Annotated in this window: 12 protein-coding genes and 1 tRNA gene; 8 read left to right on the top strand and 5 right to left on the bottom strand. The window is 66.8% G+C overall.

Going from position 1 to position 15,220, the window contains the following annotated elements:
- Complete coding sequence (locus WDM91_04055; GenBank protein ID MEI9993748.1) at positions 1–885, top strand: polysaccharide deacetylase family protein; 885 nt, start codon at positions 1–3, stop codon at positions 883–885.
- Positions 886–948: 63 nt separating this feature from the next.
- On the opposite strand, the gene WDM91_04050 is transcribed toward WDM91_04055, so the two are convergent.
- Positions 949–2,217, bottom strand: coding sequence for a dipeptidase (locus WDM91_04050; GenBank protein ID MEI9993747.1), 1,269 nt, complete (start codon positions 2,215–2,217; stop codon positions 949–951).
- Between the two features lie 23 nt (positions 2,218–2,240).
- The gene (locus tag WDM91_04045; GenBank protein MEI9993746.1) at positions 2,241–3,155 is read right to left on the bottom strand and encodes an FkbM family methyltransferase; all 915 of its coding nucleotides are present in this window, start codon (positions 3,153–3,155) and stop codon (positions 2,241–2,243) included.
- Positions 3,156–3,239: 84 nt separating this feature from the next.
- Between WDM91_04045 and WDM91_04040 the strand changes: the two genes are divergently transcribed.
- Positions 3,240–3,329, top strand: a tRNA-Ser gene (locus WDM91_04040).
- A 382-nt stretch (positions 3,330–3,711) separates the two neighbouring features.
- Here the strand turns inward: WDM91_04040 and WDM91_04035 are convergent.
- Positions 3,712–4,527, bottom strand: a complete 816-nt coding sequence (locus WDM91_04035) for an SDR family NAD(P)-dependent oxidoreductase (protein ID MEI9993745.1) — start codon at positions 4,525–4,527, stop codon at positions 3,712–3,714.
- A gap of 101 nt (positions 4,528–4,628) precedes the next feature.
- Here WDM91_04035 and WDM91_04030 point away from each other — a divergent pair, with 101 nt between their 5' ends.
- The gene (locus WDM91_04030) at positions 4,629–5,522 is read left to right on the top strand and encodes a LysR family transcriptional regulator (GenBank protein MEI9993744.1); all 894 of its coding nucleotides are present in this window, start codon (positions 4,629–4,631) and stop codon (positions 5,520–5,522) included.
- Positions 5,523–5,871: 349 nt separating this feature from the next.
- Here the strand turns inward: WDM91_04030 and WDM91_04025 are convergent, their stop codons facing one another.
- Positions 5,872–7,650 carry a DUF885 domain-containing protein gene (locus tag WDM91_04025; protein MEI9993743.1) on the bottom strand — a complete coding sequence of 593 codons (1,779 nt, stop codon included), beginning with the start codon at positions 7,648–7,650 and terminating at the stop codon, positions 5,872–5,874.
- Positions 7,651–7,800: 150 nt separating this feature from the next.
- On the opposite strand from WDM91_04025, the gene WDM91_04020 reads away from it, so the two are divergent.
- From WDM91_04020 to clpB, 5 genes are all read left to right on the top strand, one after another.
- Positions 7,801–8,733 (top strand): septal ring lytic transglycosylase RlpA family protein, encoded by a 933-nt coding sequence (locus WDM91_04020; GenBank protein ID MEI9993742.1) that lies wholly within the window; start codon positions 7,801–7,803, stop codon positions 8,731–8,733.
- A 25-nt stretch (positions 8,734–8,758) separates the two neighbouring features.
- Positions 8,759–9,883, top strand: coding sequence for a D-alanyl-D-alanine carboxypeptidase family protein (locus WDM91_04015; GenBank protein MEI9993741.1), 1,125 nt, complete (start codon positions 8,759–8,761; stop codon positions 9,881–9,883).
- A 2-nt stretch (positions 9,884–9,885) separates the two neighbouring features.
- Positions 9,886–10,521, top strand: coding sequence for a dTMP kinase (gene tmk / locus WDM91_04010; protein MEI9993740.1), 636 nt, complete (start codon positions 9,886–9,888; stop codon positions 10,519–10,521).
- 2 nt (positions 10,522–10,523) lie between these two features.
- On the top strand, positions 10,524–11,591 hold the full coding sequence (locus WDM91_04005; GenBank protein MEI9993739.1) for a DNA polymerase III subunit delta': 1,068 nt from the start codon (positions 10,524–10,526) through the stop codon (positions 11,589–11,591).
- 209 nt (positions 11,592–11,800) lie between these two features.
- Complete coding sequence (gene clpB / locus WDM91_04000; protein ID MEI9993738.1) at positions 11,801–14,431, top strand: ATP-dependent chaperone ClpB; 2,631 nt, start codon at positions 11,801–11,803, stop codon at positions 14,429–14,431.
- Positions 14,432–14,482: 51 nt separating this feature from the next.
- On the opposite strand, the gene WDM91_03995 is transcribed toward clpB, so the two are convergent.
- The gene (locus tag WDM91_03995) at positions 14,483–15,196 is read right to left on the bottom strand and encodes a hypothetical protein (protein ID MEI9993737.1); all 714 of its coding nucleotides are present in this window, start codon (positions 15,194–15,196) and stop codon (positions 14,483–14,485) included.
- Positions 15,197–15,220 lie beyond the last annotated feature (24 nt).

Raw genomic sequence — 15,220 nt, 5'->3', positions numbered from 1 at the left:
ATGCGTTTTTGGAAGTTCGTATTGGGCGCGGCGCTTGCCGCCGCCGCAATCGGCAGCGCGAGCGCCGATCCATCAGACGACCGCATCGCGCTTTTCCAGCCTAAGAACATCTTCCATTCCGGCCTCCGGCAGGCCCATGTCGTGGCGCTGACCTTCGACGACGGCCCGAACGCCAACACGCCGGCCGTGCTCGACGCGCTCAAGGCGCTCAATGTGAAGGCGACGTTCTTCATCGTCGGCAACATGGCGCAGCGCTATCCCGACATCCTCGCGCGCATCGCCGCCGAGGGGCACCTGCTCGCCAATCACAGCGCGACCCATCCGCTGCTGGGCCGTCGCTTCGATAGCGATCCCGGGAAGCTGATCGACCAGATCCGCGCGGTTCACGACCTCATCGCGCCGCTGATGAAGCCGGGCGACAAGTTCTACTTCCGCGCGCCTTACGGTGCCTGGCGCAGCGCCCATGCCGACATCCTCAACGCCGACCCCGTCCTGCGCAATTATGTCGGTCCGATCTATTGGGACAATGGCGGCGAGAATTCGATGACCCGCGACGGCTATGTCATGAGCGCCGCCGATTGGAGCTGCTGGCACCATCACTGGACCGCGGAGACCTGCGCCAAGGGCTATCTACGAGAGATCCGCCGCCATGACGGGGGCGTGGTGCTGATGCATTGCGTGCATCGCCAGTCCGGCGCGCTGGTCGAGGCCGTGGTGCCGGCGCTGATCGAGGAGGGCTACCGCTTCGCCCGCATCGACCAAGTCCCCGAATACCGCCAATACGAGACGCCGGCGCCGAACACCGATGCCGTGGTCGCGTCCGCCCGCCAGCCTGCCGGCATCCTGCGCTATGCGGCGTTCACGGCGCCCGCGAAGGTGAAGTGATTTCGATCCTTCGCGACGGCGATTTTCTGCGCCGGCGTTCCTGAACGTCGCGTTGCGCGGCCTTCACTCGCCGCCTCCGGCCGGCTGAGGCGTCGCCGCCGGCTTGGCGCGCCCTGCTTCCGCCGCGCGCAATACCCGCAGCGCGTTGCCGCTCCAGATCTTCTGCAAATCCTCTGCGCCATAGCCTTCCTGCAGCAGGCGCGCCGTGATCTTCCAGTTGCTCGCGCAATCCTCCAGGCCGCTGACGCCGCCGCCGCCGTCCCAGTCCGCCCCGACGCCGACATGATCCGGTCCCACCAGCTTCAGGGCGTGCAGCATATGCGCCATGTAGTCCTCGAAGCGCGCGCGCGGCACGGGATATTGCGCGTTCACCGCCTGCATCGCCTTCGCCGCGTCGGCGACCGCCTTTTTCGCTTCTGCGGGCGACAGCGCGGCCAGCCCGCGCAGCTTGGCATAAACCGCACCCAGCGCCGCTTCGCGCACGGGATCGGCGGGCGTCGCAATGAGATAGGCGCTCAGCGAATTGATCTGGATCACGCCGCCGGTGTCGGCCAGTTTTTTCATCCGCGCATCGTCGATATTGCGCGGATGGTCGTGCACCGCGCGGCAGCCCGAATGCGACAGGATGATCGGGGTCTTCGATTCCGCGGCCATCTGATCGAACACCTCGTCCGAGGAATGCGAGGCGTCGGGAACGATTCCAAGCTCGTTGCACAACGCGACGAAATCATGCCCCATCGGCGACAGGCCCTTCCAGGTCCGGCTCGCATCCGTCGCGGAATCGCCGAGCTGGTTGTCCTTGAAGTGCACCGGCCCGGCCATCCGCACGCCGAGCGCGTAAAAGCTGCGCAGCAGGGTCACGTCGTTCGCCAGCGGATAGGAATTCTCGATGCTCTGATAGACGATACGCTTGCCCGTGGCGGCGATGCGCGCCGCATCGTCCGCCTTGAAGGCGAGTTCGAAATGGGCGCCGTTCTTCGCGACCATCTCGCGGATCGCAGCGGCGCGTAGCAGCGCGGCATCGCGTGCCGCCAGCATGCCTTCGGGCGTCAGCGGCCCCTGGCCGGTATAGATCGCAAAGAACCCGCCATCGAGTCCGCCTTCGACCATGCGCGGATAGTCCACCTGCGACAGATCGGTCGCGTAGGCGTGACGCTGCATGATGTCCCAGCCGGGCCGTGCGAAATTCGCAGGGGTGTCCAGATGCGTGTCGAGGCAGATGAGCTTTGCGTGCAGGGCGCGCGCTTCGGCATCCGCGGACTTCAGCTTGGCGAAGGCGGGCGCGGCGGCGAGTGCGGCGCCGGTGGCAAGCATGGTCCTGCGCGTCAGCATCCTGGGTCTCTCCGTTCGTCGCTCTACTGTGCCGGAACCGCGGCAGGCCGGCCAGTTTTCAGGGCTTTGCTCTCTCGAAGAGCCGCAATGTTGATGCGGGAAAATTCCGCGAGTTGGGTGCGGTGTACGCAGAGAAGATCGGTCTGCAGCCCGCAGACGAACAACCTCGTGAACGCGAACCACGCACAGTAGAGCGCAAAGGAGCGGAACGGCACCTGCGGCCAGACGCGTGCCGCCGCCGCGCCGGTCGAGAGGGCGATGCTGTCCACCCGATGCCAGCGCCCCGGCACCCCGCCGCCGAACAGGCCGCGCAGCGCGCGCCGGCTTGGCCAGGCAAGGTAGACGCCGTCGAACACGACATAGCCGTGGGCCTCCAGAAAGCGCAGCACGCGCAAATCGCCATTGAACTCGACGAAGATGAAGTCGACGCCCTTGCTCTCGATCAGCCGCCGCGCGCCGTTCAGTGCTGCGCGCTCGCCGCCCTGGATGTCCAGCTTGAGGAAGCGCACCGGCTCGGCGATCTCGTCGTCGAGCCGCACGACCGGCGTCTCATGGCCCATGCCGGCGGGCGCGCCGTGCGGCACAAGGCGCCCGAGCACGGAGGCGCCGCGGCGATGACCCGGCGGCTGGTTGTCGGCTGCGACCACCGACGGCACGTCGAGCGTGCCGGTGCCGGCACGATCCGAAACGGCGACCGGCCGCACCGTCAGGCGGGGCTCGCGCGCCGCGATCGCATCGAGATAGACGAGATTGCCGGCGAAGGGCTCATAGGCGATCACGCGCGATGCGGGATTGGCGTCGAGCATCGCCCGCATCTTCTCGCCGGACGCCGCGCCGACATCGACGAGCAGTCCGGGCGCCAATTTGCTGATCAGTGGGATCGGAAAGCGATCCAGCAGGCGGGTGGCCCTGCCGGGGTGGATGCGCCGGGGCTTCATGTCTCCATGAGACATGGGCGGCGCGGCGTTGTCGAGGCATGTCTTGCGAGGACGGCGCCGCTTCAGTATCTGGGGCGGGCAAGCGGATGGGTGGCCGAGCGGTTTAAGGCACCGGTCTTGAAAACCGGCGTGGCGGCGACGTCACCGTGAGTTCGAATCTCACCCCATCCGCCAGCTCTGCCTTCTCTACGCCATGATGCGATACTCTACGAAATTTCTACGCAAAAGCCGCCGATAGCTGCACCGCCACAATTGCGGATATTGACACGACGTACGGGAAAGCAAGCGCCCAACTCTCGACCGTTAGAACGATTGTTGCGTCATCCTGAAACCCCTCGTTCGGGCATACCCTCGACAGTCCCGTTTCTCCATCTCCAGAAGCTCATTTCGGGAAAAGGGACTCGGGAACAGTTTCGGGAAAGACGCCTCGCTGTGGGCGTCGGTGCAGCCGGACCCGCCTCGGGTGTCCCGCTGAACGTTCGTTTTTGGGAAGCGCCCGAGGGTCACTGCTGGGGCCGAGCAATCAGCTCCCTTGCCGGCGCTTTGGTCTGCCGTGTCAGCCGCAATCAGCGGACTGGGTGATCTCCTGCCGCAATTGGTCGACCTTCGCGCCGGCCCACTGGCGGGCGTCGTCGCCGAACACGAGCCGCGATGGTGCCTCGCCCTGCGAAGCAAGCGCCACGATCCGCGCGGCGAGCAGCTTCGGATCGCCCGGCTGGTTGCCGTTGGCCCCGTCCACGAACGCGCGATACTGCGCGATCGCCTCGGCATAGTCCGGAATGTCGATGCTGCCAAAGCTCGCCGACTTGCGGTCCATGAAATCGGTGCGCAGCATCCCCGGCTCGACCAGGAGCGAGCGGACGCCCAACGGTGCCAGCTCCTGTGCAAAGCCCTCCATCCATCCCTCGACCGCGAACTTCGACGCCGAGTAGACCGCCCCGCCCGCGTTGGAGACCAGCCCGCTGACCGACGAGATGGTGACGATGAGGCCTGAGCGACGCTCACGCATGTGGGGGGCGACCGCGCGCGCGACGTTCATTGTGCCGAACAGGTTGACCTCGAATTGACGCCGCACCGCGGCATCGGTGAAGGTCTCGAAGAAACCCAGTTCGGCATAACCGGCATTGTTGACCAGCACGTCGATCGCACCGAACCGCTTGGTGGTCTCGGCGGCGACCGAGTTCGCGGCTTCGGCGTCGGTGATATCGAGGGCGAGGGCGCGCAGGCGATCGTGCTCGCCCCCGCAGGCGTCGCGCACCGCGTCGGCGGACCGCGCCGTTGCCACGACCGTTTCACCCGTATCGAGCGCCGCGCGCGTGATCTCGCGTCCAAGTCCTCGGCTTGCGCCCGTCACCAGCCAAACCTTGCCCATAGCCTGCTCCTCGTTCCTTCCACTGTTACTGCTATGTAGTCATGCTAATGGATCGAGATAACGGCCTAATCAGTAATAGACCCCAGTAGCCAGGATCATCAATGCGTCCGGATCAGCTCGGCGACCTCGCCATCTTCGCCGCAATCGCCTCCGACCGCAGCTTCACGCGCGCCGCGAGGCGACTCGGAGTCACGCAGTCGGCGTTGAGCCAGACCATGAAGCGCCTGGAGGGCCAACTCGGTTTTCGCCTCCTCTCCCGCACGACGCGCAGCGTCGCCCCGACCGCTGCCGGCGAGCGCCTGCTCGCCACCCTGTCGCCGGCACTGGCAGGGTTGGACGAAGAGATTGAGGCGCTGTCCCAGGCAAGCGGGGCAGCGATCGGCACCGTCCGGATCACGACGGGCAAACACGCCGCGGACACAGTGCTATGGCCGATGCTCCCGTCCTTCATGCGCCGTCACCCCGGCATCGAGGTGGAGGTGTGCGTGGAGGGCGGGATGACCGACGTCGTGGCGGGCCGCTACGATGCGGGCATCCGGCTCGGCGAGCGATTGGAGAAGGACATGGTCGCGCTGGTCGTCGGGCCTCCGCTTCGCGTCGCGGTGGTGGCCGCTCCCGGCTATCTGAGCGACCATCCAGCGCCGATGGAGCCCGCCGACCTCATGACGCATCGCTGTGTCGCCTATGGCGACGCGCATGGCGACCTGTCTCCCTGGTCGTTCGAGAGCGACGGCCATGCGGTGACGGTCACGCCAGGCCGTGGGCCGGTGTTCAACGACGGCGACCTGCTGGTGGCCGCCGCCCTTGAGGGTTTTGGCATCCTCTACGTCCTGGAGGATCTGGTGGCCGCGCCGATTGCCGATGGCCGTCTCATCCGCCTGCTGGAGCCGTGGTGCGAGCCGTTCGCCGGCTACCACCTCTATTACCCCGATCGGCAGGGCACGACGGCCTTCGAACTGTTCAAGGAGACGCTTCGAGCAAGCAGGGTCGTATGAAGGCTTGGCCAAGCGTCGGCATCAATTCTCGAAACTCGATCCCAATCAGGAAAGCTGATGGTGTCTGCCACGGCAGTTATTGCAAACCGCTTTCCCGATACCGGTCCGTCCGTTCACTACCTGCCCTTGCCATCCAGAAAATGACCAAACCCGCTGATGAACCGCGCAATTAGCCTCGGAAGTCGCAACGTGCGGCGTTAGAGGGCTATAGCGTAGACATAGTGCTCATCTTCATCGTTCGTGGCCCGCCAACCTATGCTGTGCAGCAGTGGAGGTTGCCCGCCGAAGCTCCGCGGGAGCGTAGGAGGGCCGACGCTTGGTTCGCGCGGCTTCGGTTGGCAGGCCGCGCCTACACGATCGGCTCGTCGAACATCAGCGCGCGGACATAGCGCGCCGGCGCCGAACCGTAGGACAGCACCTTGTCGTGATAGGCCTTGAGGTCGAAGCCGCCGCGGCGTTCGGCTTCGGCACGGATCGCATTGTGCTCCGAGACGCCCACGAAATAGGTCGAGAGCTGCGTCGAGCTCAGCGAAGCCCGCGTCCATTTGCCCGATGCCTCGCGCTCCTGCTGGAAAGCGGTGACCGTCATCAGATGCATCGCTTCTTCTTTGCTGATGTTGTCGACATGCAGCGCCTGGTCGAGGATCGCATTGGTGATCGTGCGCAGCAGGACCTTGAGCTGGGCCAGCTTGTAGAGTGGCTCGTCGCCGCGGAAGCCCTGTTCCACCATCATGCCTTCGGCATAGACCGCCCAGCCCTCGACGAATGACCCCGAACCCAGCACGGCGCGGATGATCGACGGACAGCCATTGGCATGCCACAGCTGCACGTAGTGCCCGGGCATCGCCTCGTGCACGGCGACGTCCTGGATGCCGTAGGAATTGTATTCGCGCAAGAACGATGCCGCCTGTGCGTCGGTCCAGTCGGCGGGGATCGGCGAGACGTCGAAGAAGGTCTTCATCCCCTTGTCGAGCGGCCCCGGCGAGTCGCAATAGGCTACCGCGACGCCTTGGCTGAACACCGGCATCAGGACCACCTCGACCGGCGCGTCGGGCAAGGTGATGAGATCCTTGGCCTTCACGAAATCGGTGGCCCGTGCCAACGCCTCCTTCGAAGCTTCCACCACCTTGTCGCGCGCCGGGCGCTGGGCGTAACCGAGCGCAAGCGCGGCTTCGATCACCGTCTGTTGTTCCGCAGCGCTGGGTGCATCGGGCATCGGCGGCGCACCGGGCGTGCCGGCCAGAGCCCGGCGCGCGACCTCGTACATCGCTGCCCGTGTCCGGACGACGGCGGCTTCCGCGCGTTCGCGAATCTCCTTGCGGCTGAGCGGCGAGTTCAGCGTGAAGGCGAGCTTCTCGTCGAACAGCTTGGCGCCGATGCGGAAATCGCCCTTGGCATTCGGCAGCAGCGTCTTGTCGAGCCAGGTCTGATGCTCGGCAACGGCCGCTTTCAGCGCGTCCGCAGCCTTGGCGAGGCGCACTTTCTCCGCCGCGTCCAACACGCCCGCGTTGACGAGCACCATGCCGTCGACGATCTCGGTCACGCCGCCATTCTGCCGGGCCACCGTCTCGGCATGGATCGCCGGCACTCGCGCCGGTACGAGGTTGTCGCGCATCTGCGCGAACAGCGCCGGCAGCTTCTCCATCCGGGAAATCGCCGAGCGCATGCGGTCGGGCAAGGGCGCGAATTCGCGCGCCATGAGCGCGTAGAGCGAATTGCCGGCCAGCGAGGAATAGGCCTGCGGATCCCAGGCCCAGCTCTGGAACACGTCCTCGTCCCAGATCGCGTAGCCGAGCGCCCCGGCGAGCAATGCGGCATCGACCTGGTTGTCGCGTGAGAGCGCCGTGCGGTCGATGCCATTCAACTCGGCGATGAAGCCTTTCCAGACGGCGAGGCGCGCCGCGCGGCCGGCCGCGCTCATGTCATCGATCTCGCCGTCGAAACGATGGTCGCCGGTCTGCGTCGCGCCGACCGGATCCGCCCGCATTGCCGCGTCGAGCCAGCGAGCCGAAAGTTTCGCGAAGGCGTTGTCCGCCGACGAGCCCGCGCTTTTTGCGAGGGCGGGCGCGGTCAGAGCGCTTACGCCCAGCAATAGTGTGACGGTCCGGCGGGTCAGGGAAAGGGTCACGGGGACTGTCCGTCTTGAGATGACGGGCGAGCCTGTTACGGGCGGGGCGGCAGATCAAGGCGTCCTGCGACCCGCGGCGGTCTTCCGAGCGTTGAGTGGCGGATAGGCATCGCCTAAGTTGGACCGCCTCTCCAGGGCTGATTCGACGCGATGATCCGCACTGCGCAACGGCTGCTTGCCGTAGCCTCGCTCGCCGCGATCGTCGCGGCCTGCGCCTCCACGCCGCCCGATAACAACAACGTGACCGTGCCGCCCAATGCCGGCGTCTACAAGATCGGCCAGCCCTACCAGATCGGCGACACCTGGTATTATCCGCGCGAGCAGCCCGACTATGACGAGACGGGGGTGGCGTCGTGGTACGGCCCGACCTTCTATGGGCACCGCACCGCGAATGGCGAGATGTACACCGCGCAGGATCTGACTGCGGCGCACCGCACGCTGCCCATGCCGGTCAATGTGCGTGTCACCAACCTGGACAACGGCAAATCGATCGTGGTGCGGGTCAATGATCGTGGTCCCTTCGCCAAGGGCCGAATCATCGACCTGTCGGAGCGCGCCGCCGATCTGCTCGGCTATAAGCAGAAAGGCACGGCGCGGGTCCGCGTCACCTTCGTGAGCCGTGCCGATCTCGATGGCGGCCGCCCGCCGCCCGATGTGACCCCGCCCGAGGTCGCTACGGCCATTCCCGCCGTGCCGGTCAAGCCGGTGGTGACCGACGCGCTCGGGGTGGTTCCCGGCGCCGCCGTCGCGCCGCCGACGGTGACCACGACGCTTCCCAAGCCGGTGATCCGGACGGCGGATGTCGCGGTGGCGACCGAGCCGACCGGCGTGGTGAGCAAAGTTCCGGTGCCGGCCGTCACCCATCTCTATGTCCAGGCCGGTGCCTTCGGGACCTACCAGAACGCCGCCCGCCTGCAGAAGCATCTGGGCGATGGATTGCAGATATCGCAGGTGACGCAGAACGGACGGACGCTCTACCGGGTCCGCCTGGGGCCATTTGACGATGTCGGCGAGGCGGATCAGGCGTTGGCCCGCGTCATGAGCCTTGGTAGTAACGACGCACAGATTGTCGTCGACCGCTGAGGTCTTCGCACCGGGAGCCGCGTTCATGAACAACCGCCTGTGGGGCGTTCTCATCTTCCTCTTGGCCGCTTTCGCCACGCCGGCGGCGGCCGAGATCACGACCACCGCCAATCATGCGATCCTGATGGACGCGGATTCGGGGGAGGTGCTGTGGGAGAAGGACGCCCATACGCCGATGCCGCCCGCCTCGATGAGCAAGCTGATGACCATCGAGCTCCTGTTCCAGCGGCTGAAGGACGGCCGCGTCAAGCTCAGCGACACCTTCCCGGTCTCCGAGCGGGCCTGGCGCGAGCGCTCGGGGTCCGAATGCTTCGTCAATATCGGCGACCGGATGAGCGTCGAGGCGCTGATCCAGTGCATCATCATCGTCTCGGGCAACGACTCCACCATCGTGGTCGCCGAGGCGCTGGGCGGCACGGTCGAGGGCTTCGTCGGCATGATGAACCAGCGGGCCGCGCAGCTCGGCCTCAAGCAGTCGCATTTCGTCAACCCCGACGGGCTGGATGTCCCGCCGGGCCAGATGATGTCGGCCTATGATCTCGCCACGCTCGCCCGCCACATCATCCGCGACTATCCGCAATATTACCGCTTCTTCGGGGAGAAGGATTTCGTCTGGAGCAATATCCACCAGCCGAACCGCAACCCGCTGCTTTTCAACACGCCCGGCGCGGATGGCCTCAAGACCGGCCATATCGAGGCCTCGGGCTATGGCCTCGTCGGCTCCGCCCTGCGCGGCGGCCAGCGCCTCATCGTCGTGGCCAACGGATTCCATTCGGAGAAGGAACGCGCCGACGAGGGCGCGCGCCTGATGGAGACGGGCTTCCGCGAATTCCGCCGCTACATCCTCTTCAAGCCCGGCGACGCGGTCGCCACGGCCGAGGTGTTCGGCGGCGCCGCGCCGAACGTTCCGCTCACCGTGAAGGTGCCCGTCGCGCTGACGCTGCAGGTCGACTCCCGCGCCGGGATGAAAGTCGCGGTTCGTTACACCGCGCCCTTGCGCGCCCCGCTCGCCGAAGGACGGCAGGTCGGCACGCTGAACATCACTGCGCCGGACTTTCCCGGCCTGAGCGTGCCGCTCTATACCGCCCGTCCGGTCGATGGCGTCGGGATCTTCGGCCGCATGGTGCTCGGCCTGAAGGCGCTGTTCTGAGCGTGGCAAAAGGACCTGCGCGTTTCATCTCGCTCGAGGGCGGCGACGGATCCGGCAAGTCGACCCAAATCCGGCGGCTGGTCGCGGGCTTGAGGAAAAAGGGCCTGGACGTCCTGGCGACCCGCGAGCCCGGCGGCTCCAAGGGCGCCGAGGAGATCCGCAAGCTCGTGCTGACCGGCGAGCCGGGACGCTGGGAGCCGCTGACGGAAACGCTGCTCATGTTCGCCGCGCGGTCGGACAATGTCGCCAAGGCGATCAAACCGGCGCTGGCCGCCAAGCGCTGGGTGGTGTGCGACCGCTTTACCGACTCGACCTATGCCTATCAGGGCGCCGGCGGCGGCCTGGCGCGTGAGACCATCCGCCGGATGGAGACCCTGGTGCTGCACGATTTCCGGCCCGACCTGACCTTGATCTTGGATCTGCCGGTCGAGGTCGGCCTCGCGCGGACCGAGGGCAGGGCGAACAAGGAAACCCGTTTCGAACGGAAAGGCACGGAATTCCACGAGCGCCTGCGCCAAGCCTATCTGAACATCGCGAGACGCGATCCGGCACGGTGCCTGGTGATCGATGCGAGTGCCCCCGTCGACGTGGTGGCCGAAGCGATCTGGAACGCCGTCGCCAAGCGGTACAAGCTGTAGCCATGGCGCCGCGCGCAAAAATCGAAGAGATTCCCGAGACCGACCGCATCGAGGGATTCCCCCATCCGCGCGAGACGCTGGCGCTCGCCGGCCAGGGCCATGCACTTGCCCGCGCCGCGCGCGCCATCCGCAAGGGCCAGCCGCCGCAGGGCTGGCTGATCGCCGGTCCACCCGGGATCGGCAAGGCGACGCTGGCCTACCGCATCGCGCGCTATGTGCTGGCCTATGGCGCGACCGCGCAAGGCGCGGAGGACCTCTCGGTGCCGGCGCGCGAGCCCAATGCCATGCAGATCGCGGCGGGTTCGCACCCCGGCCTTCTGGTGCTCAAGCGCGGCCTCAACGATTCCGGCAAGCTCATGAACGACCTGTCGGTAAATGTCGTGCGCAAGCTCGGCAGCTTCTTCGGCATGACCTCCGGCGCGGGCGGCTGGCGGGTCGCGATCGTCGATACCGCCGACGACATGAACGATGCGGCCGCCAATGCGCTGCTGAAGATGCTGGAAGAGCCGCCGCCCCGCGCCCTGCTCATCCTGCTGAGCAATGTGCCGGGCCGGTTGCTGCCGACGATCCGCTCGCGCTGCCAGCGTCTCGACTTGCGTCCGCTCGATGCCGCGACTGTCGAGGCCGAGCTTGCGCGGCTGTTGCCCGATGCGAGCGCCGGCGAGCGCGCCGCGCTGGCGCGCCTGTCCGGGGGCTCGATCGGGATGGCGCTGCAACTGGCACAAGGCGACAGCGTGGCATTGGCGCGCGAAGCCGATCGCCTGCTCGAACATGCCGCCCAGCCCGATATGGCCGCCATCCTCGCTCTGGCGGACAAGATTGGCCGCGGCGCCGACAATTTTCAGGCCTTCGGAAATTTCCTCGGCGAGGCGCTGATGGCCCGCATCCGCGCCCGCGCCATCAGCGGCGGGACGCATCTCGACCGCTGGGTCGAGTGCCTGAATCGGCTCAATGCCAGCTTTGCGCGCACCGCCGCGCTCAACCTTGAACCCCGCCAGACGCTGCTCAGCGCCGCCGGCCAGCTGGCGCAAGTCAGCCGCCGGACGGGACGGAGCGCCGATCGCGGCTGATCCGCCCCGTGCGAATCGGCATCCAGATCGCTGGAGACGATCCCGGAACCTTTGTCTTGGCGGGCAGCCATGAGGGGCTTGAAGAGTACGGACCGGGAACCCAAATACACCCTACGGGACGGCGCCCTTGCGGGGCCGTATTCTGAACCCGTGAGGACTTGCCTGGGTTGCCCGCGAGGGGGCCACGGGCAAGGGCTAGAGAGGCAAAAATGGACGTCGAGAAATTCACCGAGCGTGCGCGCGGATTCATGCAATCCGCCCAGGGGCTGGCGACCCGTTCCAACCACCAATACTTCACCCCCGAACATCTGCTGAAGGTCCTGATCGACGACGAGGAAGGCCTGGCGGCCCGTTTGATCGCCGCGGCCAGCGGCAAGCCGGAGCAGGTCCGCGATGCCGTCGAGCGGGCGCTGGCCAAGCTCCCGCAGGTCAAGGGCCAGTCCGGTCAGGTCTATCTGAGCCAGGACAGCGCCAAGCTGTTCGACGCCGCGCAGGACATCGCCAAGAAGGCCGGCGACAGCTTCGTCACCGCCGAATACCTGCTGCTCGCGCTCGCCATGGCGTCGGGCAGCGACAGCGCGCGCATCCTCAAGGATGCCGGCATCACCGCGCAGAGCCTCAACAAGGCGATCTCCGACCTGCGCCAGGGGCGCACCGCCGACAGCGCGACGGCCGAGAACGCCTATGACGCGCTCAAGAAATACGCCCGCGACCTCACCGACGCGGCGCGCAGCGGCAAGCTCGATCCGGTCATCGGCCGCGACGAGGAGATCCGCCGCACCATCCAGGTGCTCGCCCGCCGCACCAAGAACAACCCGATCCTCATCGGCGAACCCGGCGTCGGCAAGACCGCCATCGCCGAAGGCCTCGCGCTTCGCATCGTCAACGGCGACGTGCCCGAGAGCCTGCGCAACAAGAAGCTGATGGCCCTCGACATGGGCTCGCTGATCGCGGGCGCCAAGTTCCGCGGCGAGTTCGAGGAGCGGCTGAAGGCTGTCCTGGGCGAGGTCACGTCGGCCGAAGGCAATATCATCCTCTTCATCGACGAGTTGCACACTTTGGTCGGGGCTGGCGCGTCCGAGGGATCGATGGACGCCTCCAACCTGCTCAAGCCCGCGCTGGCGCGCGGCGAGCTGCATTGCGTCGGCGCCACCACGCTCAACGAATACCGCAAATATGTCGAGAAGGACGCCGCGCTCGCCCGCCGCTTCCAGCCCGTCTTCGTCAGCGAGCCGACGGTGGAGGACACGATCTCCATCCTGCGCGGCCTCAAGGAGAAGTACGAGGTCCATCACGGCGTGCGCATCACGGATTCCGCCATCGTGGCTGCGGCGCAATTGTCGAACCGCTACATCACCGACCGCTTCCTGCCCGACAAGGCCATCGACCTGATGGACGAGGCGGCGTCGCGCCTGCGCATGCAGGTCGACTCCAAGCCCGAAGAGCTCGACGAGCTCGACCGCCGCATCATCCAGCTCAAGATCGAGCAGGCCGCGCTCAAGCGGGAGACCGACCGCGCCTCGCAGGACCGCCTGAAGACGCTGGAGCACGATCTCGCCGAGCTCGAGGACAAGGCGAACGTCCTCTCGGCCAAATGGCAGGAAGAGAAGAAATCCGTCCAGGACGTCCAGGGCCTGAAGGAACAGCTCGACAAGGCGCGCATGGAAGTCGACATCGCGCAGCGCAAGGGCGACTTCGCCCGCGCCGGCGAGCTCTCCTACGGCGTGATCCCCGACCTCGAGCGCAAGCTCAAGGCCATCGAGGACAAGGAGTCCAACTCCCTGGCCAAGGAATCCGTCACGCCCGAGCAGATCGCCGGCGTCGTGTCGCGCTGGACCGGCATCCCGGTCGACAAGATGCTCGAAGGCGAGAAGGACAAGCTCCTCAAGATGGAGGACGCGCTGGAAAGCCGCGTCGTCGGCCAGCACGAAGCCGTGCGCGCCATCGCCAACGCGGTGCGCCGCGCCCGCGCCGGCCTGCAGGATCCCAACCGCCCCATCGGCTCATTCCTCTTCCTCGGCCCCACCGGCGTCGGCAAGACCGAGCTCACCAAGGCGCTCGCGTCGTTCCTGTTCGACGACGACACCGCCATGGTGCGCATCGACATGTCCGAGTTCATGGAGAAGCATTCCGTCGCCCGCCTGATCGGCGCCCCGCCGGGCTATGTCGGCTATGAGGAGGGCGGCGTGCTCACCGAGGCGGTGCGCCGGCGTCCCTATCAGGTGATCCTGTTCGATGAGGTCGAGAAGGCGCACAGCGACGTGTTCAACGTGCTGCTGCAGGTCCTCGACGACGGGCGCCTGACGGACGGGCAGGGCCGTACCGTCGACTTCAAGAACACGGTGATCATCCTGACGTCGAACCTGGGCACCGAACTGCTCTCGACCGGCGAGGAGACCCGCGAGGCCCGCGCCGCCGTGCTGCAGGCCGTGAAGGCGCATTTCCGCCCCGAGTTCCTGAACCGGCTCGACGAGATCATCCTGTTCCACCGCCTGTCGCGCGCGAACATGGACAAGATCGTCGAGATCCAGTTGGGCCGCCTGCAGAAGCTGCTCGCCGACCGCAAGATCGAGATCAGCCTCGACGACAAGGCGACGCAGTGGCTCGCCAATGCCGGCTACGATCCGGTCTATGGCGCGCGCCCCTTGAAGCGCGTGATCCAGCGCCGCCTCCAGGATCCGCTCGCCCAGCTTCTGCTGGAAGGCAAGATCCTCGACGGCAGCAAGATCGCGGTGAGCACCGGCAAGAACGGGTTGACCATCGACGGCGTGGAGTTCGCGACCAGCGAAGACGACGTCGACATCGATCACACCCCGCAGGTGAGCCGGGCGGTGCATTGAGCTTCACCTCCCCGCCGTGGGGAGGTGAATTCTCAACACGCCACGGCGGCGTCACCCGATCCGCCAGGTGCTCGTGCCGCCGTCGTAATACACCGGCACGTGGTTCGCGCCCGATCCCGCGGCGGCTGCGGCGAAGGTCGTCGAATTCGCATCGGTCACGAAAGCGCGCATGCCGTCGACCGGCGCCGCGGGCAGGGCGGCGACCGTCACCGGCTTGGAGCGGATCGCGCCCGTCACGTCGAGCGTCGCCTGCGGCACCGAAAGCGAACCGACCGACAGGGTTCCCGCCAGCGCGCTCGGATCGGATGCGCCGGTGGCGTAAAGCGCCCAGGCTTGGCCGACGCCGCTCTGCGTCTGCCCCTGGATTTGCACGCCGATCGCAGTGGTGAGCGTGCCGCCGCCGGCCGGTATCGGCGATTGCGCGACGAAGGCGCTGCCGGTCGTGATCGTCGCGCCGCTCTGCGGCTGCAGCGCGGCCTGGACGCCGGTGGCCGTCGTGATCGTCGCGCCGGCCGCCAGCGTCGCGACGTCGAGGCTGCTGATCAGGTTTGCGCTGCCGCCGCCCTGCTTGTTCACGGAGCTGGTAGCGCCGAAGAGCCTGTCGACCGCATTCGCGCCGCTGTCGGTCAATCCGCCGCCGAAGCCGGCCGCGGATTGGCCCGCCGCGACCGGAAACTGGCCGACGACCTGCTGGACCGCCAAGGTCGCGGCGCTGGGACCGGCGGCGGGCGCATAGAGGAGTGCGTTGATGGTTTGCGTTGTCATGAGATCCTCCTGAAGGGTTTGGAC

It is taken from the genome of Rhizomicrobium sp., assembly GCA_037200385.1.
Lineage (GTDB): Bacteria > Pseudomonadota > Alphaproteobacteria > Micropepsales > Micropepsaceae > Rhizomicrobium.
Note: the sequence above shows the minus strand (reverse complement) of the source record. Positions and strands in the feature narration are given on the sequence as shown.

Bases quoted from the DNA above. Each gene is read 5' to 3' on its own strand.
- WDM91_04055 (MEI9993748.1), top strand. From the start codon at position 1: ATGCGTTTTTGGAAGTTCGTATTGGGCGCGGCGCTTGCCGCCGCCGCA.
- WDM91_04050 (MEI9993747.1), bottom strand. From the start codon at position 2,217: ATGCTGACGCGCAGGACCATGCTTGCCACCGGCGCCGCACTCGCCGCC.
- WDM91_04045 (MEI9993746.1), bottom strand. From the start codon at position 3,155: ATGAAGCCCCGGCGCATCCACCCCGGCAGGGCCACCCGCCTGCTGGAT.
- WDM91_04035 (MEI9993745.1), bottom strand. From the start codon at position 4,527: ATGGGCAAGGTTTGGCTGGTGACGGGCGCAAGCCGAGGACTTGGACGC.
- WDM91_04030 (MEI9993744.1), top strand. From the start codon at position 4,629: ATGCGTCCGGATCAGCTCGGCGACCTCGCCATCTTCGCCGCAATCGCC.
- WDM91_04020 (MEI9993742.1), top strand. From the start codon at position 7,801: ATGATCCGCACTGCGCAACGGCTGCTTGCCGTAGCCTCGCTCGCCGCG.
- WDM91_04015 (MEI9993741.1), top strand. From the start codon at position 8,759: ATGAACAACCGCCTGTGGGGCGTTCTCATCTTCCTCTTGGCCGCTTTC.
- WDM91_04005 (MEI9993739.1), top strand. From the start codon at position 10,524: ATGGCGCCGCGCGCAAAAATCGAAGAGATTCCCGAGACCGACCGCATC.
- clpB (MEI9993738.1), top strand. From the start codon at position 11,801: ATGGACGTCGAGAAATTCACCGAGCGTGCGCGCGGATTCATGCAATCC.
- WDM91_03995 (MEI9993737.1), bottom strand. From the start codon at position 15,196: ATGACAACGCAAACCATCAACGCACTCCTCTATGCGCCCGCCGCCGGT.